Source organism: Haloarchaeobius salinus, assembly GCF_024464185.1.
Taxonomy (GTDB): domain Archaea; phylum Halobacteriota; class Halobacteria; order Halobacteriales; family Natrialbaceae; genus Haloarchaeobius; species Haloarchaeobius salinus.
Genome location: NZ_JANHAU010000002.1, coordinates 1,056,862 through 1,083,343, shown reverse-complemented (window position 1 = coordinate 1,083,343; position 26,482 = coordinate 1,056,862). Strand labels below are relative to the sequence as shown.

General features: G+C 66.9%; 29 protein-coding genes and 1 tRNA gene. 18 read left to right on the top strand and 12 right to left on the bottom strand.

Annotated features, from left to right (window positions below; genetic code table 11):
• Positions 1–36: 36 nt before the first annotated feature.
• Complete coding sequence (gene aroA / locus NO345_RS12090) at positions 37–1,323, bottom strand: 3-phosphoshikimate 1-carboxyvinyltransferase (protein ID WP_256299498.1); 1,287 nt, start codon at positions 1,321–1,323, stop codon at positions 37–39.
• Positions 1,324–1,418: 95 nt separating this feature from the next.
• Here aroA and NO345_RS12085 point away from each other — a divergent pair, with 95 nt between their 5' ends.
• From NO345_RS12085 to NO345_RS12050, 8 genes are all read left to right on the top strand, one after another.
• Complete coding sequence (locus NO345_RS12085; protein ID WP_256299497.1) at positions 1,419–1,841, top strand: DUF8009 family protein; 423 nt, start codon at positions 1,419–1,421, stop codon at positions 1,839–1,841.
• Between the two features lie 76 nt (positions 1,842–1,917).
• Complete coding sequence (locus NO345_RS12080) at positions 1,918–3,099, top strand: M24 family metallopeptidase (protein ID WP_256299496.1); 1,182 nt, start codon at positions 1,918–1,920, stop codon at positions 3,097–3,099.
• Between the two features lie 210 nt (positions 3,100–3,309).
• Positions 3,310–4,080 (top strand): prephenate dehydrogenase/arogenate dehydrogenase family protein, encoded by a 771-nt coding sequence (locus tag NO345_RS12075; protein WP_256299495.1) that lies wholly within the window; start codon positions 3,310–3,312, stop codon positions 4,078–4,080.
• A 2-nt stretch (positions 4,081–4,082) separates the two neighbouring features.
• Positions 4,083–5,534, top strand: a complete 1,452-nt coding sequence (locus NO345_RS12070) for a small ribosomal subunit Rsm22 family protein (protein ID WP_256299494.1) — start codon at positions 4,083–4,085, stop codon at positions 5,532–5,534.
• A gap of 101 nt (positions 5,535–5,635) precedes the next feature.
• Positions 5,636–5,899 carry an Htur_1727 family rSAM-partnered candidate RiPP gene (locus NO345_RS12065; protein WP_256299493.1) on the top strand — a complete coding sequence of 88 codons (264 nt, stop codon included), beginning with the start codon at positions 5,636–5,638 and terminating at the stop codon, positions 5,897–5,899.
• Between the two features lie 5 nt (positions 5,900–5,904).
• A complete protein-coding gene (locus NO345_RS12060) occupies positions 5,905–7,119 on the top strand; it encodes a TIGR04347 family pseudo-SAM/SPASM protein (RefSeq protein WP_256299492.1) in 1,215 nt (404 codons plus the stop codon).
• 81 nt (positions 7,120–7,200) lie between these two features.
• On the top strand, positions 7,201–7,998 hold the full coding sequence (gene surE, locus NO345_RS12055; RefSeq protein WP_256299491.1) for a 5'/3'-nucleotidase SurE: 798 nt from the start codon (positions 7,201–7,203) through the stop codon (positions 7,996–7,998).
• 58 nt (positions 7,999–8,056) lie between these two features.
• Entirely contained in the window at positions 8,057–8,287 is a 231-nt protein-coding gene (locus NO345_RS12050) for an Rdx family protein (protein ID WP_256299490.1), read from the top strand.
• On the opposite strand, the gene NO345_RS12045 is transcribed toward NO345_RS12050, so the two are convergent.
• From NO345_RS12045 to NO345_RS12035, 3 genes are all read right to left on the bottom strand, one after another.
• Positions 8,288–9,235 carry a hypothetical protein gene (locus NO345_RS12045; protein WP_256299489.1) on the bottom strand — a complete coding sequence of 316 codons (948 nt, stop codon included), beginning with the start codon at positions 9,233–9,235 and terminating at the stop codon, positions 8,288–8,290.
• Positions 9,225–12,758, bottom strand: coding sequence for a PKD domain-containing protein (locus NO345_RS12040; protein ID WP_256299487.1), 3,534 nt, complete (start codon positions 12,756–12,758; stop codon positions 9,225–9,227). Before NO345_RS12040 ends, NO345_RS12045 begins: the two co-directional genes overlap by 11 nt.
• 128 nt (positions 12,759–12,886) lie before the next feature.
• On the bottom strand, positions 12,887–13,648 hold the full coding sequence (locus NO345_RS12035) for a CehA/McbA family metallohydrolase (protein WP_256299485.1): 762 nt from the start codon (positions 13,646–13,648) through the stop codon (positions 12,887–12,889).
• A 171-nt stretch (positions 13,649–13,819) separates the two neighbouring features.
• Between NO345_RS12035 and NO345_RS12030 the strand changes: the two genes are divergently transcribed.
• Positions 13,820–14,020, top strand: a complete 201-nt coding sequence (locus NO345_RS12030) for a hypothetical protein (RefSeq protein ID WP_256299483.1) — start codon at positions 13,820–13,822, stop codon at positions 14,018–14,020.
• A gap of 134 nt (positions 14,021–14,154) precedes the next feature.
• On the opposite strand, the gene NO345_RS12025 is transcribed toward NO345_RS12030, so the two are convergent.
• Positions 14,155–14,226 (bottom strand) — tRNA-Ala (locus tag NO345_RS12025).
• Between the two features lie 262 nt (positions 14,227–14,488).
• On the opposite strand from NO345_RS12025, the gene NO345_RS12020 reads away from it, so the two are divergent.
• The 4 genes from NO345_RS12020 to NO345_RS12005 are packed head-to-tail and all read left to right on the top strand — an operon-like array spanning position 14,489 to position 17,025.
• Positions 14,489–14,953: a 30S ribosomal protein S15 gene (locus NO345_RS12020; protein ID WP_256299481.1), complete on the top strand. Its 465-nt coding sequence runs from the start codon at positions 14,489–14,491 to the stop codon at positions 14,951–14,953.
• 4 nt (positions 14,954–14,957) lie between these two features.
• The gene (locus tag NO345_RS12015) at positions 14,958–16,136 is read left to right on the top strand and encodes an exonuclease RecJ (RefSeq protein WP_256299480.1); all 1,179 of its coding nucleotides are present in this window, start codon (positions 14,958–14,960) and stop codon (positions 16,134–16,136) included.
• The gene (locus NO345_RS12010) at positions 16,133–16,369 is read left to right on the top strand and encodes a KEOPS complex subunit Pcc1 (protein WP_256299478.1); all 237 of its coding nucleotides are present in this window, start codon (positions 16,133–16,135) and stop codon (positions 16,367–16,369) included. Before NO345_RS12015 ends, NO345_RS12010 begins: the two co-directional genes overlap by 4 nt.
• Entirely contained in the window at positions 16,366–17,025 is a 660-nt protein-coding gene (locus tag NO345_RS12005; protein WP_256299476.1) for a 30S ribosomal protein S3ae, read from the top strand. Before NO345_RS12010 ends, NO345_RS12005 begins: the two co-directional genes overlap by 4 nt.
• Positions 17,026–17,037: 12 nt before the next feature.
• On the opposite strand, the gene NO345_RS12000 is transcribed toward NO345_RS12005, so the two are convergent.
• The 3 genes from NO345_RS12000 to NO345_RS11990 all read right to left on the bottom strand — a co-directional run bounded on the left by NO345_RS12000 (position 17,038) and on the right by NO345_RS11990 (position 18,988).
• Positions 17,038–17,469: a plastocyanin/azurin family copper-binding protein gene (locus NO345_RS12000; protein ID WP_256299474.1), complete on the bottom strand. Its 432-nt coding sequence runs from the start codon at positions 17,467–17,469 to the stop codon at positions 17,038–17,040.
• Positions 17,470–17,540: 71 nt separating this feature from the next.
• Positions 17,541–18,575, bottom strand: a complete 1,035-nt coding sequence (gene meaB, locus NO345_RS11995) for a methylmalonyl Co-A mutase-associated GTPase MeaB (RefSeq protein WP_256299472.1) — start codon at positions 18,573–18,575, stop codon at positions 17,541–17,543.
• A complete protein-coding gene (locus NO345_RS11990) occupies positions 18,572–18,988 on the bottom strand; it encodes a cobalamin B12-binding domain-containing protein (protein WP_256299470.1) in 417 nt (138 codons plus the stop codon). The genes meaB and NO345_RS11990 overlap by 4 nt, the downstream gene beginning before the upstream one ends.
• A gap of 159 nt (positions 18,989–19,147) precedes the next feature.
• On the opposite strand from NO345_RS11990, the gene NO345_RS11985 reads away from it, so the two are divergent.
• Together NO345_RS11985 and nucS are read left to right on the top strand one after the other, a co-directional pair.
• Positions 19,148–19,750, top strand: coding sequence for a DUF420 domain-containing protein (locus NO345_RS11985; protein ID WP_256299468.1), 603 nt, complete (start codon positions 19,148–19,150; stop codon positions 19,748–19,750).
• 48 nt (positions 19,751–19,798) lie between these two features.
• On the top strand, positions 19,799–20,641 hold the full coding sequence (gene nucS / locus NO345_RS11980; protein ID WP_256299466.1) for an endonuclease NucS: 843 nt from the start codon (positions 19,799–19,801) through the stop codon (positions 20,639–20,641).
• Between the two features lie 3 nt (positions 20,642–20,644).
• Here nucS and NO345_RS11975 read toward each other — a convergent pair whose 3' ends face one another.
• Both NO345_RS11975 and NO345_RS11970 read right to left on the bottom strand, forming a co-directional pair.
• Positions 20,645–21,418, bottom strand: a complete 774-nt coding sequence (locus tag NO345_RS11975) for an ABC transporter permease (protein WP_256299464.1) — start codon at positions 21,416–21,418, stop codon at positions 20,645–20,647.
• A gap of 72 nt (positions 21,419–21,490) precedes the next feature.
• Positions 21,491–22,417 (bottom strand): ABC transporter ATP-binding protein, encoded by a 927-nt coding sequence (locus tag NO345_RS11970; protein WP_256299461.1) that lies wholly within the window; start codon positions 22,415–22,417, stop codon positions 21,491–21,493.
• A 106-nt stretch (positions 22,418–22,523) separates the two neighbouring features.
• Here NO345_RS11970 and NO345_RS11965 point away from each other — a divergent pair, with 106 nt between their 5' ends.
• Complete coding sequence (locus tag NO345_RS11965) at positions 22,524–23,606, top strand: alpha/beta fold hydrolase (protein ID WP_256299459.1); 1,083 nt, start codon at positions 22,524–22,526, stop codon at positions 23,604–23,606.
• A 6-nt stretch (positions 23,607–23,612) separates the two neighbouring features.
• Here NO345_RS11965 and NO345_RS11960 read toward each other — a convergent pair whose 3' ends face one another.
• Positions 23,613–23,999: a Zn-ribbon domain-containing OB-fold protein gene (locus NO345_RS11960; protein ID WP_256299457.1), complete on the bottom strand. Its 387-nt coding sequence runs from the start codon at positions 23,997–23,999 to the stop codon at positions 23,613–23,615.
• A 46-nt stretch (positions 24,000–24,045) separates the two neighbouring features.
• Positions 24,046–25,212: a thiolase domain-containing protein gene (locus NO345_RS11955; RefSeq protein ID WP_256299454.1), complete on the bottom strand. Its 1,167-nt coding sequence runs from the start codon at positions 25,210–25,212 to the stop codon at positions 24,046–24,048.
• A 141-nt stretch (positions 25,213–25,353) separates the two neighbouring features.
• On the opposite strand from NO345_RS11955, the gene NO345_RS11950 reads away from it, so the two are divergent.
• Both NO345_RS11950 and NO345_RS11945 read left to right on the top strand, forming a co-directional pair.
• Positions 25,354–25,770, top strand: coding sequence for a DUF7541 family protein (locus NO345_RS11950; RefSeq protein ID WP_256299452.1), 417 nt, complete (start codon positions 25,354–25,356; stop codon positions 25,768–25,770).
• Positions 25,771–25,866: 96 nt separating this feature from the next.
• Complete coding sequence (locus NO345_RS11945) at positions 25,867–26,358, top strand: DUF6684 family protein (protein ID WP_256299450.1); 492 nt, start codon at positions 25,867–25,869, stop codon at positions 26,356–26,358.
• Positions 26,359–26,482: the final 124 nt, after the last annotated feature.

Sequence of the window (26,482 nt, the reverse complement as noted above, 5' to 3'; positions counted from 1 at the left end):
CGGCCGCTCCCTAAAAAGAGTCCCCGGTCGTACAGGTCAGCGGCGCACGGTCGCACCGAGGTCAGCGAGTACGTCGAAGAAGTTCGGGAACGAGACGTCGACGTGTTCGCCGCCCACGACGGTCGTCTCCCCGTCGGCGACGAGGCCGACCAGCGACAGCGCCATCACGATGCGGTGGTCCTTCCGTCCGTCGACGCGGGCACCGACGAGCTCGCTCTCGTCGCCGTGGACGACGAGTTCGTCCTCGTGCTCGGTGACGCTCGTGCCGAGTTTCGAAAGCTCCTCGGCCATCGCGCTCACGCGGTCGGTCTCCTTGTAGCGGACGTGCTCGACGTTCTCGATGCGGGTCTCGCCGTCGGCGATTGCACCGAGCGCGGCGATAGTGGGAAGGAGGTCCGGCGTGTCCCCCACGTCGACCGCGGTGCCGGAGAGCGCCGACTGCGAGACGCGGACCCTCCCAGCTTCGCGGTCCCAGTCGACCGCCCCGCCCATCCGCTCGACGATGTCGACGATGGCGGTATCGCCCTGGGCGCTCGGTACCGCACCCTCGAGGGTGAGCCCGTCGGGGGCGGCGATGGCCCCCGCCGCGAGGAGGTACGACAGCGAGGAGAAGTCCCCCGGGACGGCGTACTCGCCGCCGGCGTCGTACCGCTGACCGCCGTCGACCGCGAACCCGGTCCCGGTTCGCTCGGCCGTGACCCCGAACGCATCCAGGACGTCGAGCGTGATGTCGACGTAGGGTGCGGATTTGAGCTCCGTTTCGAGGTCGATCCGGACGCCGTCGTCGGTGTTCGCGCCGGCCATGAGCAGGGCGGTGACGTACTGCGAGGAGACGTCACCAGGTATGGAGACGGTTCCGCCGGAGATGGGGCCGGTGACGACCAGCGGTGCCTGTCCGTTGCCGCGGGTGCTCTCGGCTCGTGCTCCGAGTTCGGAGAGCGCGCCGAGGAGCGGCCCCTGCGGCCGGGACCGGAGCGACTCGTCGCCGGTCAGGACGGTCGTCCCGTCGACCAGCCCGGCCGCCGCCGTGACCAGCCGCATCGTCGTCCCGCTGTTGGCGCAGTCGATGACGTCGTCCGGAGCTCCGGGCTCGCCATCGAACCCGTCGATGTCGAGGCGGCCCCCGTCGTCGGTGGTCTCGACCGACCCGCCGAACGCCTCGACGGCACGGGCCGTCGCCCGCGTGTCGGCGCTGAGCAGCGGGCCCGTCACGACCGCACCGTCAGCGTAGCCCGCGGCGAGGATGGCCCGATGCGTGTAGCTCTTCGAGGGCGGTGTCCGTGCGGTCCCGTGGACCGTCGAGGGCGAGATGGAGACGTCCATATCGGGTCGTCGAGCGGTCGCGGCATGAGCGTACCGACCGCGGTGAGATTACCGTCGGCGACGCGCTCAAGTCCGACGCCCCCCAGTGTGTTGCTGTGAGCGAGGACGACGACCCGACGGTGATCCGGTCGCTGGCGGTACACGCGAGCGACGTACTCGCCGCGCTGGAGGCGAGCGAACAGGGCAACGAGACGGTGCTCCGGGTCACACCGCCGTTCACCGGTCGGATGCGCGCCCGCATCCACCGTGTCGGTCCCGACGGGGTCACCGATGGACGGGACGAAGGGACCGGTGCGTTCCACCTCCACCCGGGCCGGCTGATCGCGGACACCGCGCCGGCGTACCCACGGGCCGTGGATACGGAGCCCGATGGCGAGTACGACGTCGACACGCACCACGAGCGCCACGTGAGGGCGGTCGAGGAGTGGCGCGAGGCGGTCACGGACCACCTCGTCGACTCGGTCGAGCTGGCGGCACCCGAGGGGCCGCACCGGGTCGACGTGGCCATCCTCGGATGAGCCGAGGGTTCGCCGGAACCGGCGGGCCGCTTCCCCAACCGGACGGTTTTTACTCGCCGCGCGGGAGAGTCGCGATATGGACCCTGACCTCGCCGCACTCGACGAGTTCCTCGACGAGCAGGACCTGGACGGCTACGCGTTCTACGACGACGAGTCGAACTCCGACTGCTACTACCTGACCGGTTTCGGCGCGCCCGATCCCTTTTTCGCGGTCTACACACCCGACGAGACGGCGGCGCTCGTCTCCTCGCTGGAGTACGGTCGGGCGAAGAAGGCGGACCGCCTCAACCGGGTCGCACGGCTCACCGACTACGGCCTGCAGGAGAAGCGACGCGAGCACAGCGCCGAGAAGGCGACCGAACTCGTCCAGGCCGAGTTCCTCGCGGACCTCGGCTGCGAGTCGGTCGCCGTCGGCCGGGACTTCCCTGTCGGAACGGCGGACGGACTCCGGAACCAGGGCGTCGCCGTGGTGCCCGACGACGAGGGTGTCGTCGGCGACATCCGTGCGGTGAAGACCGACGAGGAGGTCGACAACGTCCGGACGGCCCAGCGCGCGAACGAGGCCGCGATGGCCCGTGCGGAGGAGCTCATCGCCGAGGCGACCGTCGACGAGGACGGCGTCCTCCACCGGCCCGACGGCGAGGTGCTCACCTGCGAGTTCGTCAAGCAGGAGATCGAGATCAGCCTGCTCCGGCACGACTGCGCGCTCGACGAGACCATCGTCGCCTGCGGCGCGGACGCCGCCGACCCGCACGACCGTGGCAGCGGCCCCATCCGCGCGGACGAGTTCGTCATCGTCGACATCTTCCCGAAGGACAAGGCGACGAACTACCACTCGGACATGACCCGGACGTTCCTCAAAGGCGAGCCCTCGGAGACCCAGCGCGAGTGGTACGAGGTCACCGACGAGGCCCGGAAGGCGGCGCTCGACGCCGTCGAGGCGGGCGCGACCGGTGACGCGGTGAACCAGGCCGTCGTCGACGTCTACCAGGACGCCGGCTACCCGACCATCTTCACCGACCCCGGCACGGAGACCGGCTTCATCCACTCGACCGGCCACGGTGTCGGGCTCGACGTCCACGAGGCTCCCGCCGTCTCCCGCGACGGCGAGGCGCTGCAGGCGGGCCACATCATCACCATCGAACCGGGGCTCTACGACCCCGACGTCGGCGGCGTCCGCATCGAGGACATCGTCGTCGTCACCGAGGACGGCTACGAGAACCTCGTCGACTACCCGGTCGAACTCGTCGTGGACTGACGCGGACGAATCCGGATAAACAGCTTTAAAATGTCGCTCGGGGAACTCCGAACTATGAACCTCTCCGCCATGAGCCCCGAGGGCGCGTTCAACTGGCTGATGATAACCATCGGTCTGCTCGTCGTGCTGACCATCGGCCTGTTCTACTACGCGGGCTTCTTCTGAGGCCGACCGAACCCCTTTTGAACGCCGGTTCGCTACCCCGTAGCGATGCGAACACTCGTCGTCGGGGCCGGTTCCATGGGACGCTGGCTGGCCGACGCACTCGATGGCCCAGTCGCCTTCGCGGATGCGGACCCTGCCGTCGCCCGCGAGGCTGCAGCGGCCGCCGGCGTCGACACTACGACCGCCGACATCGACGGCACCGACACCTACGACGTGGTCTGCCTCGCCGTGCCGATACCCGTCGTCGGTGACGCCGTCGCGGCACAGGCCGACCGCGCCGAACACGCGATGGTCGACGTCACCGGCGAGATGGCGAGCCCACTCGCGGCGATGCGCGAGCACGCACCCGACCTCGAACGGCTGAGCCTCCACCCGCTGTTCGCGCCGGAGAGCGCGCCGGGGCGGATCGCCGCCGTCACCGCCGAGCCCGGACCGCGGGTCGACGCGGTCAGGACCGCACTCACCGACGCCGGCAACGAGGTATTCGAGACGACGCAGGACGAGCACGACGAGGCGATGGAGACGGTGCAGGCGAGCGCCCACGCGGCCGTCCTCGCCTACGGCCTCGCCGCGGAGTCGGTCGACGGGCGGTTCCACACCCCCGTCTCCGCCGACCTGCAGGCGCTCGTCGAGCGGGTGACCGACGGCGACGCCCACGTCTACGCCGACATCCAGTCCCGGTTCGACGGCGCGGACGCAGTCGGCGCGGCCGCCGACCGGATCGCCGACGCGGACCGAGACGAGTTCGAACGACTGTACGAACGACTGCAGGACGGGACGACCGACGACGGTGACGGCGACACGGAAGGTGCCTGACGATGGTCGACAGGGAGAGCGTCGTCTCCAACGCGAAGTACCTCCGGAACGTCCGTCCCATCGACCCCGACGAGATCTGCGAGTACGTCACCGGCCAGCCCCACCCCGCCGTCGTCCGTCAGGTGCTCCGCGAGGAGGCGGTCGCCCTCGGGCTCGTCGAGCAGGACGACGGCACCTTCGCCCCGGTCTCCGAGCGACCGGTCGAGACCACCGTGGACGTGGTCGAGTCGCTCCCGGAGACCTACGTGGAGGCGCTCGACGAGCTGCTCATGGACCGCTACGGCTACGAGTGGGCGTCCGGGGACGCCGGGGACGGACTCCGCCTGACCATCCGCCGGCTCAAGGACGACTACTACCAGCGACGGCAGGTCGAGTACGACACCGACGTCGCGCTCGGCTACGCCATCTACCACCTCCCGGACTTCTACGCCGCGGTGCAGTACGTCCTGAACGACCTCGTCGCGAAGCGGCTGCTCCCCCGGGAGCTCCGCGTCCTTGACGTCGGTGCGGGCGTCGGCGGCCCCGCGCTCGGCATCGCCGACTACCTGCCCGACGACGCCCTCGTGGACTACCATGCCGTCGAGCCCAGTGCCGCCACCGAGGTGCTCGAGGCACTCCTCGCGGAGACCGGCCCGAACGTCCACACCACCGTCCACGAGACGACCGCCGAGGCGTTCGAGCCCGAACGCGAGTACGACCTCGTCCTGTTCGCGAACGTCCTCAACGAGCTCGACGACCCGGAGGTAGTGCTCCGGCGCTACCTCGACCACGTCGCCGCCGACGGCTCGCTCGTCGCGCTCGCCCCCGCGGACCGGAACACGAGCACCGGCCTCCGCGAGCTGGAACGTGCCGTCGCCGACAGCGGAGCCAGCGACGCCCCGACCGTCTACGCGCCGACGGTCCGTCTCTGGCCGAACGAGACCCCGACCGACCGCGGCTGGTCGTTCGACGTCCGGCCCGACCTCGCGGTCCCCGCGTTCCAGCGCCGTCTCGACGAGAGACCCGCCGACGATGCGGACCCCGACGCCGACCGCGAGCCCGCAGACGGGGAGTTCGTGAACGTCGACGTGCAGTTCTCGTACAGCGTCCTCCGCCACGACGACGAACGGCTGCTCGACGTGACGCCGTCCCCGAACACCTACGCGAAGATGGCGGCCATGGACGACCACGTCTCCAATCGCATCGACCTGCTCGCGGTGAAGCTCTCCCACGACCTCTCGCCGGAGGACCGCGACGCCAACCCGCTGTTCAAGATCGGCGACGGCTCCGAGAGCGAGGACAACTACGCCGTCCTCGTGCGCGAGACCGCCGGCAACGCCGACCTCGCGGCCGCCGACTACGGCGACCTCCTCGCCTTCGACGGCGTGCTCGCCCTCTGGAACGACGACGAGGACTCCTACAACCTCGTCGTCGACGAGGAGACGGTCGTCGACCGCATCCCGAAACCGGTCTGAGAGCGCCGGACCGCCCTCCGGACCCGAACATGCCCACCACCGTTCCCACCGGCTGAAAATCCCCGAGGGTGGCTTTTGGGTCCCCTGCCAACCCCCCGGGTATGCCAGTGGAGGACCGAATACGCGTCAGCGATGCACCGCGAGCGACCGATGGCTCGGAGTGGGAGGTGTTCGTCCGGGAGACCAGCACCGACCCGATGCGCCACGTCGGGAGCGTCACGGCGGACGCCTGGGACATCGCCTACGAGCAGGCGGCCACGCTGTTCTCGTTCACCGCGGACGACCTCTGGCTCTGCCCCGCCGACGCTGTGCACCGCTTCACTCCCTCGACGCTGGACGAAGCCGCGACCCCCGCGGACGACTGACACCCATGATATCCGTCTCGAAACTACTGTGCGGGCTCGACGCCGAGGGTGACGGCCTCCGGTACGACGCCGCCGACGAATCGGAGAAGGAACAGATATCCGACGAGAAACAGCGTCGGCCGGTCGTCGTCTGGAACACGACGCGCGGGTGCAACCTCTACTGCGAGCACTGCTACGCGAGCGCCTGCGACAGCGGGGCCGACGGCGAGTTCTCGACCCGGGAGGGGAAACGACTGCTCGACGACCTCGCGGACTACGGCGTGCCGGTCGTCCTGTTCTCCGGCGGGGAACCGCTCGTCAGACCCGACCTCGTCGAACTCGTCGACTACGCGGCCGACATCGGGCTCCGACCCGTCCTCTCGACCAACGGGACGCTCATCAGCGCGGACCGCGCCCGGGAACTCGCCGACGCCGGACTCGCCTACGCCGGCATCTCGGTCGACGGGATGGAAGCGACCAACGACCACTTCCGCGGGCAGGACGGCGCGTTCGACGCCGCGGTCCGGGGCATCGAGCACTGCCTCGACGCCGGACTGAAGACCGGCCTCCGGTACACCATCACCCAGCACAACCGCGACGACCTGCGCGACATCGTCGACCTGCTCGCCGACACCGGGCTCGACCGCTTCTGCTTCTACCACCTCGCCTACGGCGGGCGCGGCGCGGACATCGCGGACACCGACCTCTCGACGGCGGCACGCAGGGAGGCCGTCCGCGAGGTCTGTGACCTCACCCGAGCATACCACGACGAGGGTCACGAGATAGAGACGCTGCTGGTCGGTAACTACGCCGACGCCGGCTACATCACCGAGTACGCTCGCCGCGAGATGGGCGAGTCCCGCGCGCGGACCGTCCGCCGGTACCTCGAGACTAACGGCGGCGACCCCGCCGGCGAGCGCGTCGCCGACATCGACTACCAGGGCAACGTCCACCTCAACCAGTTCTGGCAGTCATACAGCCTCGGTAACGTCCGCGACCGTCCCTTCGGTGCCATCTGGGAGGACGACTCCAACCCACTCGTGAACGCCCTCCGGGCCCGCGAGGACAGGCTCCAGGGACGCTGCACCGACTGCCAGTACGCCGACATCTGCAAGGGTGGCTCGCCGCTCCGGTCGCTCGCGGTCCACGACGACCCGTTCGCCCCCGACCCGCAGTGCTACCTCACACCCGAAGAGCGAGCACCCGATACCGGCGGAGTACAGCCGACGAGCGCCGACTGACCGACACTCGCCGACGCGAAGGCCGCCCCCCGAAGCTCCCCGAACGGTGGCCTTTTGCCCACCCACTCCGAGCCACCGGGCATGGACGACGACCTCGACATCCTCCTCACCAACGACGACGGCATCGAGAGCCCGGGGTTCAGAGCCCTCCACGACTCGCTCTCGGACCTCGGTGACGTCACCGCCGTCGCACCCGCGACGGACCAGAGCGCCGTCGGACGCGCCATCTCCAGCCGTGTCGACGTGGCCGAACACGAACTCGGCTACGCCATCCAGGGCACCCCCGCGGACTGCGTCGTCGCCGGCCTCCAGGCCATCTGCCCGGACCCCGACCTCGTCGTCTCCGGCTGCAACAAGGGCGCGAACCTCGGCCACTACGTCCTCGGCCGCTCCGGCACCGTCAGCGCCGCCGTCGAGGCCGCCTTCTTCGACGTCCCTGCCATCGCAGCCTCCCTGTACGTCCCCCTCGACCCCGACGACGATCGCGAGTGGGCCGACGTGGACGTCCCCCCGTCGAAGTACGTCGAAGCCACCCGCGCCACCACCTACCTCGTGAAACACGCCCTCGGCGCGGGCGTGTTCGACCACGCGGACTACCTCAACCTCAACGCACCCGTCCCCGAACACTGCACCGGCGACATCGAGATCACCCGCCCGTCGCACATGTACGACATGGACGCGACCGTCGACAACGGTATCGCCTCCCTCCACGACCGCGTCTGGGAGCGCATGGCCAGCGGTGAAGTCCCAGACCCCGACGGAACCGACCGACGTGCTGTCGTCGAGGGCCGCATCAGCGTCTCACCGCTCACCGCCCCCCACACCACCGAGCACCACGATGCACTCGACGCGCTGGCGACGACCTACGGCCCCGATTGAGTACCCCCACCGCCTCGACCCACGTTCCTTTTCCACCGGCGGACCGAACCCCCCACCCATGACCGATGTCGAAATCGAGTACTGCGTCCCGTGTGGCTACCTCAACCGCGCCGAAGACGTCCAGCACGTCCTTCTCTCGAACTTCGGCGCACAGCTCGACAGCGTCACCCTCCGGACGGGCGACCACGGCGTCTTCACCGTCAGCGTCGACGACGAACCCGTCTTCGACAAGTCCGAGGACGAGTACGACGTCGACGAGATCGCCCGCCTCGTCCGCGAACAGCTCTGACTAGCGACGCCGCGAGAGCACCGACACCACGAGCAGGATACCGACCAGCATCACGCCCGCGACCACCGCTACGGGCTTCAGTCGCTCGCGCCAGATCTCGGCGTTCTTCCCCTCCACCGTCGCGTTCCGATACTGGTACTCCTCGACGTCCCGGTTCGCGTAGTCAATCTGGATCGGTTCGAACTCGCGATCCCAGACTTCGGTCGCACCGTCGACCCGCCCCTCGAACTCGACCTGGTCCGAGATCCGCGACTCGTTGTGGACCCATCCCGTGTAGAGCCGGACTTCACCGGCGACGACCATCTCGGGGTCTTCGTTGAGTGGGACGATGATTGTGCGTCTGTTCTCCTCAGCTGGGATTCCAACGAGATACGAATCAGAATGGGTCTGGAGCGACGTGACTCGTATTTTCGGGTTGTACTGCACGTTCCCTTCATTCCAGACGGTGACTCTGAGAGCGGTCGTCTCTTCATCATTGATAGTGGCTGAAGTGACTTCTACATTCTCGATTTCAGGGAGTGGAACACCGTTCGGATATGATGAGTTCACAGATAAATCGAAATGATATGTCGTTGAATTACCGATTGTTCCAACCATAACGTGGTGGTTCTCGCGATCCGCAGCAATTGAATCACTAATATTATACGAAAAGTTCCTCACTTCATTAGATGAAAGATTTAGTTCGTCATTCCTTACCAGACTTCTATCAACTTCAACATCTAGCCAAGAGCTCACTGCGTCTTCTCCCGGGTTATAGGCCGAGATATTGAGTGTTCTATCACCAGAATCAAACTCGATTTCATATATTATCCCTTTATAAGATTCAATAGTTCTGTCTGGGTTGGGGACTACATCATCTCCTTGTCCACTCGCGACTGGTACAACCCACATGGACGACTGGAGGCTTAACAATAGAACGAACAAAACTACGGCGAATTTAATCTTCACAAAAATCACCCTTCTGGCAATTCGATTCATGACTGTTAAGTGATTGAACCAGATCGTGCGTAGATACAACCCCCTCCTTCCTAATCTCTTCTCGGAACGTGTCAACTGTAACTATCTCAGTTTCGGCAGTAACTGTGTTAATCTCCCTTTCCTTTACCTCGCCAGTTACGATGGCAATCGTCTCAACGACGTTCGTGGGATCATCGTATTGAGGGACAACCTCTGTTGTCTCACCACGCGTTGCAACCGTCCAAGAGGACTCCTGCTCTACCTCACCCACTCGGATATCATCCTGTCTGGCAATTTTCTGTGCAATGGCCTCATTTTGCACTGTTTGGTACGTTTCCCACTCTTCGACAGTTTCAGACTGGGTCTGGGTCGCGAAGAACGTTTCCCGAGTTACCTGCTCCTGACGTTCAATCGCGAATCTGTACTCCTGTACCTGTCGAGAACCCCTTACTACGACCTGCTTTGTTCGGCCCGTTGAGGAGTCGCTCGGTGAGTGGGGGAACGTGCTCCAATAGGTCGACGTGGTCCACCAGGTTTCCTCGACTATCGTTGGAACCATACGATACTCGTTGACGGTATCAGTGACAGTCTCAGTAACCGTTGCCTCATAACAGCCGACTATCTGGTTACATCGAACGACATCTCGTTCCCTTGTCCGTTGGACGGTATGTTCAAACGGTTTACGAACCATCTTGGTTACCGTCCGAGTGTGTCGCACCTCAGTTTCGTACTGGGTTAGGATTCGTGTCTGAGCTGGAATTGTCCGCGTCCTCGTCTGTCCTGTGTACGTTCCGGGACCAACCCGCTCATCTCGCCATTCGTACTCCGTTTCGGTCTCTAATTGTGTTTCGGCATGCGAACCAGCAGCACGTGCATTGGGATTCTCACGTAGGTACTGTGTCCGATCTTCCTCGGTGCCGAACGAGATCCGAGACGTGTGTTCTTCCTCGCTCTCCACTTGCCGCTCCAACAAGACCCCAGTTGTCCGTCTGTTCTCGTTGACAATCTCATATCCTTCTCTGAGGTACACCTGTAACTCCCTCTGGTTCGTCGCTGTTTGATGTTTCGTCCCGTTCTCACGTCTGACTTCGTATGCAAGACTTTCAACCGTGAGGTTATCTCTGAACTGTTCAGTCGTCGTTTGGTTTCGAACTTCGACTGTCGGGAGTGTGACGTTGGTTCGAATACGGTCTGGGTGCGCGTCATTGTACAGTGCAACCGTGGGCTGAACAGTATCCTCACTTAGCGAAGCGGCTTGTACTTCAACGATAGCTCGCTGTGAGTATTGTCGTTGTTCGTCACCTTGCTCTTCCGTCCTGTACTCTAATGGGATTTCATCGCCTGAGAGAACAGTAACATATCTAGACTCAGACTCATAGGAGAGATCTACATCGTAGTATCCACCAGAATCCTTCGTAAACCCCCAATTATCCGATGAAATTTCGAACTGGACGGTATCTGTGGCATTAAATGGGCCTTCGCTTATTTGCTCAACTGACTCGATTTGGGGCACAAAGAATTGCATGAAACAGCACCGTTGGGCACTGAAACCACCATTACCATCACGGACCTCTAGTTCACCCATTCCCATCCTGTTAAACTTGCCAATCATTGGATTTCTTTCAGTGGCATCTACCCCACCGCTCCAATCGTATCGAAGTCTTGTATGATCTGGATCAAATGACTGAGTTGCATCAACGACAATACCCCAGTTGTTAACCTCTGACTCTGTTCCGTCAGTCAAGGTCGTAAGTACCAGAACCGGGTCACTAGGCTCAACTATCAGTTCCGAATCACCTACTAAAGAACCTTGAATTTGACCTTCATTCTCCAACAGGTATGTGATAGTATAGTTTCGTGGTCTCTCTGAAGCCCAGAATGAGTGGATAACGAGGAAGTCTTCCCCGTTTCTCCGAATCAATTCTCTCGGCGAACTATCATTAGAGATCATCTCTAAACGTTCAGTACCGGAATATTCGGTCTGTAATTCATCGGGGTTGTTCCCATTCAACCGAACTTCGATAACGTGATGCGCCGTGTACCGGTCAGGATCGAGCCGTTCGTGATACGAATCGACGGGTGTGTTCACGAAGCCCGCGCTCACTATCTCTATCTCCCCGGAGGCCACAGCATCACGTCTGAGGGTCGCAGTCTGCCCTCGGCCGTCGGTCGCCCGGACGACGACCTCGTGGGTCGAGTTCGGTTCGACCTCGGCGAGTTCGAATTCGGACTCCACACGGGAGCCAAGCGTCGGGCGGCTCCCAACACGGCTGGCGTGACGCTCGTAGACGGTCCGGCCGTCGACCTCCACGACGACGTCGACGAGGTTGCCGTAGTCGTCGCCGGCGGTGAACGTCCCACGGAGGCTTCCGTTTGCGTCCAGATCGGACAGTGCGATGGATGGCTCTGGGTCGGCAACGACGCGGGTCCGACCGTTCGAGAAGGTCACGACTTCACTCGAACCGTCGGTGTAGTGTACGATGGCGAACAGGCGGTGGTCGCCGGGCGACCAGTCGAGACTGGTCGAGTCGCCGGAGGCGAACCGTCCGGAGCCGCGGAACCAGACGACCTGTTGGAGTGCTCTAGATGGTGGCGCGTTACCGACCCGGTAGGAGGCGGTGAGCGGTCGCGAGCCGGTCACGACCTGTGGGCCGTGGACGGTCGGATCGTACTGGTCCGCGAGGGTCGAGCCGTTTCCGCTGCCGCCGTCACCGGGGTCGCTGCTTCCCGCACCGCCGTCACCGGGACCGCCGCTGTCGGAACTGTTGTTACCGGGGGTACCGGGATTACCCGGATTGCCAGGCCCCGGCAGGACCGGGACGGTGCCGTTCGGGGTCGTCCCGTTCGGCAGGGTCCCGTTTCCGGGTGGTGCAGTTCCGGTGACAGAGATCGGGACCGTGTCCGAATCCGATCGGTTGGAGGCGTCGAACACGCGTGCGGAGACGGTATAGACGCCGGAGCTGGGGAACGTCCCTTCCAGGGTTGCGTTCTCGGCGGCACCGTCGAGCGTTCGGGTGGCGACGACGGCACCGTCGACGCGCCACTCGATCCGGTCGAGTTCGGTACTCCCTGCCCGTGCGTCGGCGACGAACTCCGTCGTTGTTCCAGCCGTCGTGGTTGCTGGGCCGGAGAGCGAGATCCTCGGGGCGCTCCCAGTCGTGACCTCGACGAACAGCGAGTCCGAGGTGGTGGCTCCGTCGTCGTCGGTGACACGCAACCTGACCTGGTACGTGCCGGTCCGGTTCGGTGCGAACGTGGTTCGTGCACAGGTCGGACAGTCAGGTGTCACCCGTGACCCATCCGGTCTGGTGATGGTCCACTCGAAGGTGGTGATGGTGCCGTCGGGGTCGCGGGACCCCCGGCCGTCGAGGAGGACGGTCCGACCGACGGGGACCCGCTGGTCCAGACCCGCGTCCGCGAGCGGTGGTTCATTCGGCATCGAGAGGGTCGGTGTCGGTTCGTCGTCCGCAGCGGCAACCGCGCCGGGGAGGACGGCCTGTGTCAGGAGGAGCACGGCGACAGCATATATTCTCATTTGTCTGTATAAATTTTACCCGCTACCAGTTATAAACCCCAGCAATCGCTGCTCGGGGAAGTGGCCGGTCGGTGAGCCGGTAGAGAAGGGACGAGCGCCGGGGACGCTCAGTTCTCGGCCATAAATTCGGCGACGGCACGGGGGCGGGGACGCACGTACGGGAGCTGGGACGTGATCAGGTAGGTCGCCTTCCGACTCGCCCCGACGCCGTACTGGATGGTGCTCCGGTGGACGGGCGTCCGCATCCCGTGGACGCGGGTCCGCCCCGTACGGAGCGCGTCGACGACCTGGCCGACGGCGACGTCGCTGACACGGTCGACGGGGTCATCGAGGTCGACGATGGTCACGGCACGACCGACGTTCATCAGGTGGTGTGCGTCACTGCCACCGACCTCGGCGTAGTCGCGCGCCCGGGCGAACCGCTTCGCGCGGCGGTTCTGGTAGCCCGTGAACAGCATCGAGTTGTACGTCTCGATGGCGTCACAGTCAGTGACGTTGCGCTTGCGGACGCCGTGGCGGGTACGCTGGAACGGGTGCGGGACGACCGCAGCACCACCGAGTTCCCGGGTATGCTCGACGGTCTCGGCGAAGGGCTTGCCCGCCGGTGGCCGTTCCTCGACACCGATGGCGAGGAGGTGGCCGTGCTCGGTGGACACCTCGACGCCGGGGATGCCGACCAGTCCGAACTCGGGGGCGAGCTCTGCGGCCCCGCGGGACGCCTCGATACGGTCGTGGTCCGTGATGACCACCCCGTCGAGGCCGATGTCGGCCGCGTGTTCGAGGATGAGCTCGATCGGCTCGTGCCCGTCGTAGGACGCGTCGCTGTGGACGTGGAGGTCGAGTGCGATGCGTTCCGTCTGGCCGCCCATACCTCGAAAGAGGTGTGTGGCGGAGTATACTTTTCGCCTAGCCGCCGTCGACACGCGACAGAAAGCACTCTATCGCGGCCGAGAACACCATCGGTGATGCCTGAACGGTCCTGGAGCCGTGCTCTCCTCGGGTCGCGAAGTCTGGCCCGTCTTCGCGCTCCTGCTCGTCGTTTGCTTCCTGCCGAACCCGCTGTTCGACACGGCGCTGCTGTACGGTGCCCCGCCGGCCTCGCCGGCCGCGCCCGTCTGGCGGGCTTCGATGGGGCTGGCGGGGCGTTCGACTGTCGGCCCTCCGCCTGCATCCAGCTCATGGCACTGTTCTTCCTGGGATACACCGACCTGCTGTCCGTCATCGTCGCGACCCTCTCGTGAGTTGGTGTCGATGCGTATCGTGGGGTGCTGTGACGTCGGTTCAGCTCGGATCGAACCGGGGATTCGTGGCGGTTCTCCAGGGGTTCCGGCGGGGAAACGAACGTCTCGTGGAGTGAAACGACGTAAGGAGTGAGTGGACTTGCCGGGATTTGAACCCGGGGCCTCTCCCATGCCAAGGGAGTGATCTACCGCTGATCTACAAGCCCGCGAAGGCAGTACAACGTAGACCGGGAGGTATTGATAAACCCCTCGAAACGCCGCCGGGGGAGCGAGGCTGTACCACGCGCCCGCGAGTAGCAATCCTTTTACTCGCGACGCCGAAACTCGCACTCGGGAACAGCACGGCCGCAAATCTGACTCGCCATCGGCTTCGATGGCTCGGGATTGCGGAGGTGCTCCCGGTCGCCAGTGCCGACAGACAGGCGACCGGATTCGTCTCGCGCGGTCTGTTGTTCCTATCCTCAGACTATGGCACGAATGCATACCCGCCGTCGCGGTACGTCCGGTTCGGACAGACCCGTGGCGGACGAGCCGCCGGAGTGGAGCGACGTCGACGCCGAGGAGATCGAATCCCGCGTCGTCGAACTGGCAGAGCAGGGCTACGAGCCGTCCCAGATCGGCATGAAGCTGCGTGACGAAGGTGTCACGGGCACGCCGATCCCGGACGTGAAGCTGGCCACGGGCAAGAAGGTCACCGAGATCCTCGACGAGCACGACGCCGGCTCGGACCTGCCCGAGGACCTGGCCAACCTGATGGAGCGCGCCGTGCGCCTCCGCGAGCACATGGAGGAGCATCCGCTCGACCACCAGAACAAGCGCGCCCTGCAGAACACCGAGTCGAAGGTCCGTCGCCTGGTGGACTACTACCGTGGCGACGAACTCGACGAGGACTTCACGTACTCCTACGACGTGGCCGTCGAACTCCTCGAGTAACTGAATGTCGCACACGGGTCGCACCACGGACGGGGACGCGCGGTCGGCGAGCGATATCGCCGCCGACCTCGCGAGCGCCCCGTTCGTCCACCTCGTCCCCCGGGCCGACGGCGACAGTCTCGCAGCGGCGGGACTGGTCGCCCGGGCACTGGTGGACGATGGGACCCCGTTCCAGGTGAGCGTCGGACGGACCGTCGCCGAGCGCACCGGGCGCGCGGAGTCGGTCGACGACCGCGACGGGCGGACGCTCGTCGTCGGCGACTCCGACGCGGACGCCGTCCACCTCGACCCGGACGACGAGCCGGCGAGCGTGGCGGCCTGGCGGCTGGCGAACGACCTCGGTGGCGCACCCGACGCGGTGCTGGCGCTGGCCGGCGCGGTCGCGGCGGGCGCGACGCCCGGGGCGGGCGCGACGGAGCGACTGGTCGACGCCGCGGAGACGACGGGCCGCGTGGTCCGCCGTCCGGGCGTCGCCCTGCCGACCGACGACCCGACCGACGTGGCCCACTCGACGTGGCTGCACGGGCCGTTCTCGGCGGGCGTCGACGAGACGTCGGCACTCACCGATGTGGCCGACGATATCGGGTCGGACGCGGACGATTCGGCCCGACGGAGGTTCGCGTCGCTGGCCGCGGTCGAGACCGTCACCGACGACGACGCGACGGACCGTGCCGGTATCGCTGTCGAACGGGGGCTTCGCCCCTACGCGACACCGGACTCGGCGACCGCGTCGGTCGCCGGGCTCGCGGACGTGCTGTCGTGTGCGGCCGCGAGCGAGCCCGGCACCGGCATCGCGCTGGCACTCGGGCACGACGTGGCCGACGCGGCCGTTGCGACGTGGCGCGACACCGCCGCCCGGGCGCACGAGGCGCTCTCGGAGGCGACGACGGGCCGGTACGACGGCCTGTTCGTCGCTCGCGTCGACGACGACGCGCCCGCGCCGGTCGTCGCGCGCCTGCTCCGGGACTTCCGGTCGCCGGAGCCGGTCGCGCTGGCGCTCGCGGACGACGCCGCGGCTGCGGCCGCAGTCGACGACGCGACCGTCGACGGCGGCGTCGCCGGCGCGATGGCCCGGACGGTCACGCACACAGGCGGGGCCTACGACGGCACCGCCACGACGGGCTTTGCGACCTACGAGTGCGAGACGAAGGAGTTCATCCACGCGTTCAGGGAGGCACTATGAGACGAGCGACGGTCCGGACGGAGCACGCGAACCCGCGGCTGATCGCGGGGGCGCTCCGCCCGGACAACACCGACGAGATGCGGACCTCGGTCGAGGGAGACACGGTCGTCACGCGCATCGAGCGCGATACGACCGGCGGACTCCAGTCGACCGTGGACGACTACGTCGTGAACGTCGACGTCGCGGAACGAGTGGTACAGCACGCAGACCGACACAGCAAATCCAAACCATGAGCGAACGATCCGTTTCCCGAAAGAAGCAAGAGAAGCGGTGGTACACCGTGCACGCCCCGGAGCAGTTCGACCGGGCCGAACTCGGTGACACACCCGCAGACGAACCGGAGAAGGTGCTCGACCGCACCATCGAGACCACGCTGGGCGACCTGACCGACAACGCCAGCGAGAACAACACCAAGCTGAAGTTCAAGATCACGGACGTCGGCTCCGACGCCGCGTACACCGAGTTCGTGAAGCACGAGCTCACCCGTGACTACCTGCGCAGCCTGGTCCGCCGCGGCGCGTCCAAGATCGACGCGTACGTGACCGTGCTGACGACGGACGACTACCGCGTCCAGATCCAGCCCGTCGCGTTCACGACGAAGAAGGCCGACCACAGCCAGGAGCGCGCCATCCGCGAGACGATGGTCGACATCGTCGAGGAGGCCGCCGCAGAGCGGACCTTCGAGGAGCTCATCGACTCCGTCGTCGAGGGGCGTCTCTCCTCGGCCATCTACGGCGACGCGAAGACCATCTACCCGCTGCGCCGCGTCGAGATCAAGAAGGCGACCCTCGAGGCCCGTCCCGAAGAGGTCGCCGCGGAGGAGGAGGCCGCCGTCGACGTCGACGAGGAGGACGTCGACGTCGCGGCCGACGAGGACGACGAAGAGTAGGCGTTCGACGGACTACTCCGTCACGACGATTTTTCCGGTCATGCCGCCACGTTCGTGAGGGATGCAGACGTAGGCGTGCTCGCCGGGCACCTCGAACGTGTGTTCGAACGTCTCGCCGACGGGAATCGCGCCACCGCGGCTGTCGAACCAGGCGTCGCGAGCGGCCTGCTCGCCGTCGAACCCGCCGGAGGCGAAGTACGCGGCGTCCTCGGGGATCGCCCCCTCGTAGGCAGTCACAGTGTGGGCCTTGCTGGAGGTGTTCTTCCAGACGACGGTGTCGCCGACCGATACCTCGAGCTCGCCCGGGCGGAAGGCGCTCGCCGACATGCCGATATCGCAGGCCTCGCCGCAGTTCGTCCGACTCGTCGAGGAGAGCGCGAGACAGCCCGAGAGCCCGACTGCGGTGGCGGTGCCGACCGACGCGAGGAGTGTCCGGCGGTCCATACGCGCGGCTAGGAAGGAGCCACGCATAGGCGTCACGGTTCGGCAGCCGGGGTGAGAACGGACGGAGCGGGCTACTGTTCCTCGATGCAGTCGCGGATGGGCTCCATCACGTCGTCGGCGATGGTGTACGGGTCGGTGTCGCCGGACATCACGTTGTCGACGAACGCGCCGACGCCGCCGTGGTCGTCCATTTCGGCTGCGACCAGCCCGGCCGCGTCGTCGCGCAGGAGCGTCCGTATCTCCTCGGCGACGCGCTGGCGACGGCGACGGGTGAGTTCGCCCGAGTCCTCGAGGAACTGCCGGTGCTCGGCGAACGTCTCCACGAGGTCGACGACGCCCTGGCCGTCGATGGCGACGGTCTCGACGATGGGCGGCGTCCACGGGTCGGTGTCCTCGGGCATGTCGAGGTCCATCTCGACCTCGTCGAAGCCGTGGTGGCCCGCGTCGACGGTCGTCGAGCCCTGGCCGAGGTGGACCATCTCGGTGAGCTCCTGTACGGTCCGGTCAGCGCCGTCCATGTCGGCCTTGTTGACGACGAAGATGTCCGCAATCTCGAGGATGCCGGCCTTGAGCATCTGGACGTTGTCGCCCGCGCCCGGCGGCACGAGCACGCAGACGGTGTCGGCCGCGCCGACGATGTCGATCTCGTTCTGGCCCGCACCGACCGTCTCGATGATGACCTTGTCCTTGCCGAAGGCGTCCATCGCCTTCACGGCATCAGCCGTCGCCGTCGAGAGCCCGCCGAGGTTGCCGCGGGCCGACATCGACCGGAAGAACACGTCCATGTCGCCGACGTTCGACGCCATGCGGATGCGGTCGCCCAGCACCGCGCCGCCGGTGTACGGCGACGAGGGGTCGATGGCGACGACGCCGACCGTCTCGCCCTGCTCGCGGTAGTGCTCCGCGAGCTTGTCGACCAACGTCGACTTGCCCGCGCCGGGGCTGCCAGTGATGCCGATGACCTCGGCGTGGCCGGTGTGCTCGTAGAGCCCGGAGACGAGCTCGCGGTAGCCGGGGTCGTGGTTCTCTATCTTCGTGATGACCCGGGCGAGGGCGCGGTGCTTGCCGGCCAGCAGGTCGTCGAGCAGTCCCGCCGACTCGCTCATCGTTCCGGCGCGTTCTCGCGGACGTACTCGACCGTCTCCTCCATCGGCGTTCCGGGGCCGAACACCTCGGAGACGCCGAGTTCCTTCAGCTCGGCCTTGTCGTCGTCCGGGATGACCCCGCCGACGAGGATGAGCGTGTCGTCGAACGCGTCGTACTCCTTCAGGCCCTCGATGATCTTCGGGACGAGCGTACTGTGGGCACCGGAGAGGATGGAGATGCCCAGCACGTTCACGTCCTCCTGGACCGCCGCCTGGACGATCTCGTCCGGAGCCTTGTGCAGTCCGGAGTAGATGACCTCGAAGCCGGCGTCGCGGAACGCCCGCGCGATGACGTGTGCGCCGCGGTCGTGGCCGTCCAGCCCGACCTTGGCCACGAGACACCGAATCGACCGCTGCGACTGGTCGGTACTCATACGTCCACGTTCCCCACGCCCGCGTTTTACTTTAACGGAACCTACGCCGCCTCCAGCACCCGTTTCTCAACTGAAACTGTAGTAAATCAACGACGGTGGCATTCCCGCCGGTCCGTCGGAAGCGCAAGGACGATGAAACCCCACTCCTAACCACCGACAATGGCCACCTCAGACGTACGCGGGACGGTCCGGGACAACGTGCTGGCGACGACGGTCGTCCTCTCCGCCCTCGGCTACGCCCTCGTCCTCGGCACGTTCGCCGGGCTGTTCCCCATCTACCCCGAGATCGGCCGGGAGACGACGGACCTGCTCTCGCACGCCATCGCGGTCGTCAACACGTTCGCGACCGTCTCGCTCGCGCTCGGCTGGTACTGGATCCGCAACGGCGCGGTCGACAGACACCGCGCCGCGATGGGGACCTCGTTCGGCCTCATTCTCGTCTTCCTCGTGCTCTACCTCACGAAGGTCGGCGGCGGCGGCGAGAAGGCCATCGTCGGCGCGCCGGACCTCGTCTACGGCGCGTACCTCGTCATGCTCGCCATCCACATCGTCCTCTCCGTCGTCTCCGTGCCGGTGGTGCTGTACGCGCTGCTGCTCGGGCTCACGCACTCGCCCGCCGAGCTACGGGACACCGCCCACAAGCGCATCGGCCGTATCGCCGCCGGCTCGTGGATCCTCTCGCTCACGCTCGGCGTCGTCACCTACGTGATGCTGAACCACATCTACAGCGCCGAGATGCGGCTCGTGAGCCTGCTCGTCTGAGCGCCGAGACCGACCGACTTTTGCCGACCGTCTCGGTACCCGAGTGCAGTGCCGACAGAACGATACGACTCCCCCGATGCGGAGACCATCGAGCGCGTCGTCAGGGAGGGCCAGCGCGACGGGGCGATGGTCACCTGCCTCGCGGAGTGCGAGGTGGAGTACGACGGACGCAGCGGCGGCTACCTCGGGCCAGGCGACCGGCTGGTCGTCGCCAAGCCCGACGGGACCCTGCTGGTCCACCGGCCGTCCGGCCACCAGCCGGTGAACTGGATGCCCGCCGGTGCGACGATCAAGGTCGAGGAGGACGAGGGCGCGCCGCTGCTGTACGCCCGTCGCTCGAACCCGAACGAGTACCTGCGGGTCTACCTCCACGAGCCGCACCTGCTGACGCGGTTCGACGCCGACGACCCGGCGACGTACCAGGAGCGCGGCACAGAGGCGGAGATGCACGAGTACATCGAGCGCAACCCGGAGACGGCCATCGAGGAGGGCTTCCGCGTCGTCGAGCACGAGCGCGAGAGCGTCTACGGCTACATCGACTTCTTCGGGAAGGACGCCGAGGGCCGGCCCGTCGTCGTCGAGGTCAAGCGCCGGCAGGCGACGCTGAACAACGTCGACCAGCTGAAGCGGTACATGGAGCTGTACCGGGAGTCCCGTGAGCCGAGCGAACGGGACGTCAGCGGGTCCACCGAGGGAGCGAACGGAGAGAGCGACGGAGGTGGGACCCGCTGGAAGTCGAACCCCGATGTCAGAGGGATCCTCGTCGCGCCGTCGGCCAGCGACCGGGTGCGGCGCACGCTCCGGGACGACGGACTGGAGTTCGTCGAGCTGTCGGAGTTCGCCGTCGAGAAGCGCGAGTCGAGCGAGAAGACGCTCTCCGATTTCCTCTGAAGCTCAGTCCGTCACGGGAATCGCCCGTGCCCCCAGCGCGAAGAACACGACCGCGAGCACCGCGAGCAGCGCCAGCGACTCTATAGCGTCGAGTCCGAGGATGACTGTCCCCGGCTCGGCACCGGCCCAGATGGCCTGCCGGAGCCCGTGTGCGAAGTACGTCAGCGGCGAGAGCGCGACGAGGGGATGGAACCAGTCGGGGAGCATCGACGGCGGGACGAACGTCTCCGAGAGGAACAGCAGCGGGAGGCCGATGGCGTTCGCGGCCGTGATCGCGCCGTCCTGCGAGTCCGCGAGCGCGCCGAGCAGCGCGCCGACGCCACAGAAACAGACGACGCCGATGGGCACGTACAGCAGGAGCAGCGGCGAGAGCGTGATGCTCGCGCCCGTGAGCGCGACCGTCAACGCGAGCAACGCGAAGCCGGCGATGGCGATGATGACCGTGTTGACGAGCGTGTGCGCGAGGAGCCACTCGGCCCGCGAGAGCGGCGTCGTCGCGAGCTTCTCGAACCGACTGCCCTCGCGGTGGCGGGCGACCTCGGAGCCCATGCGCGAGAGCGGCGTCTGGAGCACCACGACCGCGAGGTAGCCCGGGACGTAGTACGCCGGGTCCTCGGCGAACAGTCCGCCACCGGCCGGGTTCGTCTGGACCAGCGCGCCGAAGATGCCGACGAGCAGGACCGGGAAGAAGAACGTGAAGAAGACCGCGACCCGTCGGCGCAGGAACGAGTGCCAGGCCGCGACGAACTCGGACCGGACGCGTCTCGTCGTCGTCATGGGCGAGGCTCGGTCCCGGGGGCGCTAAGGCCCACCGGTTTTGGGCCGCAGGCGCGGACGACCGTCGGCCGCTCAGTCGGTCGCCGGCACCTGTCGCCTCGGGTCCGGTCCGTAGCGCTCCCCGACCAGTTCCATGTACACGTCCTCAAGCGACGGCTCCGCCCACGCCAGCTCGGTGTAGTCGATCCCGGCCCGGTCCAGCGCCTCGACGATGCCGCCGATGTCACCCGGTTCCACGCCCTCGGCGACGACGCGGTCGCCGTCGATCCGCGTCTCGCGGCCGAGTGCGTCCGCCGCGGCGGTCGGGACACCGTCGACCGTGACCGCGAGTCGGCGGTCGCCGCCGTGTTCCCGGACGAGCTCGCCCGGCGTCCCGACAGCGACGAGGTCGCCGTCCGCGAGCAGGCCCACCCGGTCGGCCAGCCGTTCGGCCTCGCTCATGTCGTGGGTGGTCAGGAACACCGTCGTCCCGCCCGCGGCGAGCTCCTCGATGCGGTCCCAGAGCGTGCGCCGGCCGGCGGGGTCGATGCCGGTCGTCGGCTCGTCGAGGAAGAGGACGTCCGGGTCGTTGACCAGCGTCGCGCCGAGGCAGGTCCGGCGCTGCTGGCCGCCCGAGCAGTTCTCGTACCAGGTGTCGGCGGCGTCGGTGACGCCCACCTCGGCCATGACCTCGTCCACGTCCCGCGATTCGTCGTACAGCCCCCCGTAGTAGGCGACGACCTCCCGCGCGGTGAGCCGTCCAGGCGGCGAGAACGACTGCGGGAGCACGCCGAGTCGTGATTCGTCGGCGTCGCGCGGGCGCGAGCCGAGTAGTTCCACCGTGCCGTCGTCCGACTCCACCGTGCCGGTCAGCGAGCGGACGAGCGTCGTCTTCCCCGCGCCGTTCGGGCCGATGAGGGCGAACACCTCGCCCGCCTCGACCGACAGCGAGACGCCGTCGAGCGCGGTCGTCTCCCCGTAGGCCTTCCGGACACCCTCGGCGGCGAGTACCGTCGTCATGTCACCGTGTTCGGCTCCCACCGGGTAAGACCCTCCGACTTCGGGCGGCCCGGCGGAAAATTCCAATTGTCGGCAAGATTAAGTTACAGCGCACCGAAGTTCACGTATGAACCTCAAGAGGGCGCTCGCGTCGGCAGGCATCGCCGTCGGTGCCGTGGCAGCGACCAACGAGCTACTGTCGCGACGCGCCGAGCCACTCGAACCCGCACTCGAGGGCGAGCAGCGGACCTACCGCTGGCGCGGGATGGACGTTGCCTACACCGAGGCCGGCGACCCCGAGGCCCCGGACCTGCTGTTCGTCCACGGCGTCAACGCCGCCGGCTCCAGCCAGGAGTGGCACGAGATCTTCGAGCCGCTGTCGAAGGCGTACCACGTCGTCGCGGTCGACCTGCCCGGCTTCGGGCGCTCCGACCGGCCGCCAATCGACTACACCGCCGAGCTGTACGAGGACTTCGTGACGGACTTCGTCGACGACGTGACCGACGAGCCCGAGATCATCGCCGCCTCGCTGTCTGGCGCGTACGCCGCCACCGCGGCCAGCCGGACCGACGTCTCGCGGCTCGTGCTCGTCTGCCCGACGGACACCTCCATGCCCGGCGGGAAGAAGCCGCGGCTCAAGCGGGCCATCCGGTCGCCGCTGCTCGGCGAGGCCATCTTCAACGGCATCGCCTCGAACCCCTCGCTCGAGTACTTCAGCGCCGACCACGGCTACTACGACATGACCGGCTACAGCCGCGCGAAGCAGTCCTACCAGTGGCAGACCACCCACCAGCCGGGTGCCCGCTTCGCGCCGGCGTCGTTCGTCAGCGGCTACCTCGACCCCGAGACGGACCTCGAATCCACGCTCGCCGAACTGGACGTCCCGGTCACGCTCGTCTGGGGCCGCGAGTCCGACATCACGCCGCTCGCCGAGGGCCGGAACCTCGCCGACGCGACGGGTGCGAAGCTCGTCGTCATCGACTACGCGCGACTGCTCCCCCACGACGAGCATCCCGACAGGTTCGTCGAGGCGATCGAGGACGACCTCCCCGAGATCAGCGGCGAGGTGTTCGCGTCAGAGCGCAGACAGAGTCTCGAACGCGAGCGCGCCGAGGGACACGAGCCGGACCCGGACGTCGCCGTCGAGCGCGAACGCGACGCCGACGACGCCGTCGAGATCGACGTCGAAGACACCGGCTCGGAGAACTGAACGCTCCTACTTCGGTCTGAAGACGACCGCACGGTCGCCGGTCGTCTCCGTCTCCATCACGCCCACAGCGACGTCCATCCCGACCGACACGTCGTCCGGGTCGGCCTCGACGATGCCGGTGATGCGAGCCGGCCCGAACCGTGCGATGGCCGTCGCGAACGGTGCATCCTTCTCGAAGGCGGGCGTCGGCACGTGCACGACGGTGAACGTCTCCACCTCGCCCGTCTCCGGCAGTTGCTTCTCGGTCAGCTCGCGCGAGCCCGTCGCGGGGTCGACCCGCCGCGGCGGCAGCCAGCCGTCGCCGTCCGGGCCTTCGAGGTAGTACGCCTCGCCGTCCTCGACGGCGTCGAGCCAGTCGTCGTAGCCCGCGTCGTAGGTCTCGTCGTCGCTCATCGTCTCACCTCCAGAGCAAGCTCTGACGAACTCGCATTCACTCCGTTCATGCGACCACCTCCAGCACGTGGACGACGGCACTCGCGACCGTGCCACCCGCGTTGTGGGTGACGCCGGTCGTCGCTCCCTCGACGTACTCGCTGTTGGGGTGGTCGCCCCGGAGCAGCGAGGCCATCTCCGCGAGCTGGGACGCGCCGGTCGCGCCGACCGGGTGGCCCTTCGCCTTCAGGCCGCCGGAGAGGTTCACCGGCAGCTCGCCCTCGCGGGTCGTCTTCCCGTCCCGGGCCGCCGAGATGCCCTCGCCGACCTCGAACAGGCCGAGCGACTCCATCGCGAGCACCTCCGCGATGGTGAAGCAGTCGTGGACCTCCGCGACCTCCACGTCGTCTGCGGAGATACCGGCGTCCGCGTACGCCTCCGTGGCCGCCTCGTCGGCCGCCGGCGAGCGCGCGAGGAAGTCGCGGTCGTGCAGCGCCATCAGGTCGCCGCCCTGGCCCGTCCCCGTCACGGCCACGGACGCGTCGAGGTCGTGCTCCTCCGCGTACGCCTCCGACGTGAGCACGAGCGCGCTCGCGCCGTCGGAGATGGGACAGGAGTCGTACAGCCCGAGCGGTTCCGCGACCATCGGGGCCTCGACGACGTCCTCGATACTGATCTCGCGCTGGTACTGTGCCTTCTCGTTCGGGACGGCGTTCTCGTGGTTCTTCACCGCGATGGCGGCGAGGTCCTCGCGGTCGCCGCCGTACTCGCTGAAGTAGGCGTTCGCCATCAGCGCGTACGCGCCGGGGAACGTCATCCCGGCCTTGACCTCCCAGAGGTCGTCGGCCGCGATGGCGAGCGCCTCCGTCGCGCCCGCGGTCCCCAGGTTGGTCATCCGCTCCGCGCCGCCGACGAGCACCACGTCCCGCTCGCCGTTGCGGATGTTCTTCACCGCCTCCGCCACCGCCACCCCGGAGGAGGCACACGCCGCCTCGTATCGGGTCGCGGGCGCGTCGACGCCGACGGCCTCGGCCATCAGCGGGCCCTGGTGGCCCTGGTGTTCGGCGAGTTCGCCCATGAAGTTCCCGTAGAACAACGCCTCGACGTCGTCCTGGTCGACACCGGCGTCGTCGAGTGCGTCCAGTCCGGCCTCCGCGAAGAGGTCGCGACCGGTCCGTTCCGGTGACGCACCGAACTTGGTCAGCCCGACACCGGCGATTCGTACGTCGGTCATCAGGGAGAGATTGTCCACACACGGTTTAATATGTCGTGGTTAATGGGTCAACCCGCGCACGACCGCCGAGAGCGGTCGTGGTCGAGCACCCGGCCGGCACGCTTCGTGACGTGTTTATAGCTCGATTCCCTAGCCGCGCACATGGCAGACGAGTCATCGGAGACCGCGACCCCACCCCGTCCGAAGGCGAGCGTCTGGCCGATGCTCATCGCGTTCGGCCTGGCGATCTCCGAGGTGGGCGTACTGTTCGCCGTGCTCCCCCTGTCCGTGTTCGGCATCCTGCTCTTCGCGGGCGGCATCGCCGGCATCGTCACCGAGACCGGCTACGTCGACCAGCCCTGGCCCACCCTCGCCGGGCTCGCGTTCGTCTCCGTCGTCGTCGGAGGAGGGCTGTTCGTGGGCAACGGCGGCGGCATCATGCAGAACGGGGACGTCATCGCGGTCCCGAACGGTGTCGCCTACCGCGGCGTCTCCATCGCCGTCGCGGGCGTCCTCGGCCTCCTGCTCGCACTGTACGGTCGTCTCCGGCTGGAGATCCAGCCGGCACACGCCCGCTGACCACGCGCTACCCGTCGACAGCGACCGCGGCCCCGGCTCCCCCGCGGTCCGGAAACGACAACCTATTTGGTCGCCCGTCCGAAGCCTCCGGCAACGATGGAGCAAGACCGGACGATATTCGACAAGGACACGTTCCTCGACCTGACGGTGAACATGATCCCGCTGTTCATCATGGCGTTCTTCTTCGTGCTGTTCCTGCCGATGGTGTACGGCCCCTTCGGCTGGGACTCGACGTACTCGCTGCTCCAGATCGGACTCATCCTCGTCCCCTTCGGGCTGCTGGCGATCCTGACGTACTTCTCCGCGGTCGCCATCGAGGGTGACGCCAACGAGACGGAGGCCCGCGAGGCCGCCGAAGCGGAGGCAGAGGCCGAGGCAGCGGCGGAAGCCGAGACCGCCGATGCCGAAGCGGAGACCGAGGCAGTGGCGGAAACCGAGACCGCCGAAGCGGAAGCAGAGGCCGAGGCAGTGGCGGAGACCGAGACCGTCGACGAGGACACCACCCCGGACGGTGACGAGGACGCCGACCCCGAGACAGCCGACGCGGCGGACGAGACTGACGAGGCAGACGGGAACGACGAGGCGTAGTCGTCGTCGCCTCCGGGCTGGTTCGTCTCGCTCCTTCGTCGCCGTTCTTGCGTGTGATTCCCACACCCGAAGTTTCACCGTATAAACTTCATCCCGAACGTTTCTTTAGGGAGTAATCCTGAGG

Coding starts and splice junctions, on each gene's coding strand:
- aroA (WP_256299498.1), bottom strand. CDS start 1,323: ATGGACGTCTCCATCTCGCCCTCGACGGTCCACGGGACCGCACGGACA.
- NO345_RS12080 (WP_256299496.1), top strand. CDS start 1,918: ATGGACCCTGACCTCGCCGCACTCGACGAGTTCCTCGACGAGCAGGAC.
- NO345_RS12075 (WP_256299495.1), top strand. CDS start 3,310: ATGCGAACACTCGTCGTCGGGGCCGGTTCCATGGGACGCTGGCTGGCC.
- NO345_RS12070 (WP_256299494.1), top strand. CDS start 4,083: ATGGTCGACAGGGAGAGCGTCGTCTCCAACGCGAAGTACCTCCGGAAC.
- NO345_RS12065 (WP_256299493.1), top strand. CDS start 5,636: ATGCCAGTGGAGGACCGAATACGCGTCAGCGATGCACCGCGAGCGACC.
- NO345_RS12060 (WP_256299492.1), top strand. CDS start 5,905: ATGATATCCGTCTCGAAACTACTGTGCGGGCTCGACGCCGAGGGTGAC.
- surE (WP_256299491.1), top strand. CDS start 7,201: ATGGACGACGACCTCGACATCCTCCTCACCAACGACGACGGCATCGAG.
- NO345_RS12050 (WP_256299490.1), top strand. CDS start 8,057: ATGACCGATGTCGAAATCGAGTACTGCGTCCCGTGTGGCTACCTCAAC.
- NO345_RS12035 (WP_256299485.1), bottom strand. CDS start 13,648: ATGGGCGGCCAGACGGAACGCATCGCACTCGACCTCCACGTCCACAGC.
- NO345_RS12020 (WP_256299481.1), top strand. CDS start 14,489: ATGGCACGAATGCATACCCGCCGTCGCGGTACGTCCGGTTCGGACAGA.
- NO345_RS12015 (WP_256299480.1), top strand. CDS start 14,958: ATGTCGCACACGGGTCGCACCACGGACGGGGACGCGCGGTCGGCGAGC.
- NO345_RS12010 (WP_256299478.1), top strand. CDS start 16,133: ATGAGACGAGCGACGGTCCGGACGGAGCACGCGAACCCGCGGCTGATC.
- NO345_RS12005 (WP_256299476.1), top strand. CDS start 16,366: ATGAGCGAACGATCCGTTTCCCGAAAGAAGCAAGAGAAGCGGTGGTAC.
- NO345_RS12000 (WP_256299474.1), bottom strand. CDS start 17,469: ATGGACCGCCGGACACTCCTCGCGTCGGTCGGCACCGCCACCGCAGTC.
- meaB (WP_256299472.1), bottom strand. CDS start 18,575: ATGAGCGAGTCGGCGGGACTGCTCGACGACCTGCTGGCCGGCAAGCAC.
- NO345_RS11990 (WP_256299470.1), bottom strand. CDS start 18,988: ATGAGTACCGACCAGTCGCAGCGGTCGATTCGGTGTCTCGTGGCCAAG.
- NO345_RS11985 (WP_256299468.1), top strand. CDS start 19,148: ATGGCCACCTCAGACGTACGCGGGACGGTCCGGGACAACGTGCTGGCG.
- NO345_RS11975 (WP_256299464.1), bottom strand. CDS start 21,418: ATGACGACGACGAGACGCGTCCGGTCCGAGTTCGTCGCGGCCTGGCAC.
- NO345_RS11970 (WP_256299461.1), bottom strand. CDS start 22,417: ATGACGACGGTACTCGCCGCCGAGGGTGTCCGGAAGGCCTACGGGGAG.
- NO345_RS11965 (WP_256299459.1), top strand. CDS start 22,524: ATGAACCTCAAGAGGGCGCTCGCGTCGGCAGGCATCGCCGTCGGTGCC.
- NO345_RS11960 (WP_256299457.1), bottom strand. CDS start 23,999: ATGAGCGACGACGAGACCTACGACGCGGGCTACGACGACTGGCTCGAC.
- NO345_RS11955 (WP_256299454.1), bottom strand. CDS start 25,212: ATGACCGACGTACGAATCGCCGGTGTCGGGCTGACCAAGTTCGGTGCG.
- NO345_RS11950 (WP_256299452.1), top strand. CDS start 25,354: ATGGCAGACGAGTCATCGGAGACCGCGACCCCACCCCGTCCGAAGGCG.
- NO345_RS11945 (WP_256299450.1), top strand. CDS start 25,867: ATGGAGCAAGACCGGACGATATTCGACAAGGACACGTTCCTCGACCTG.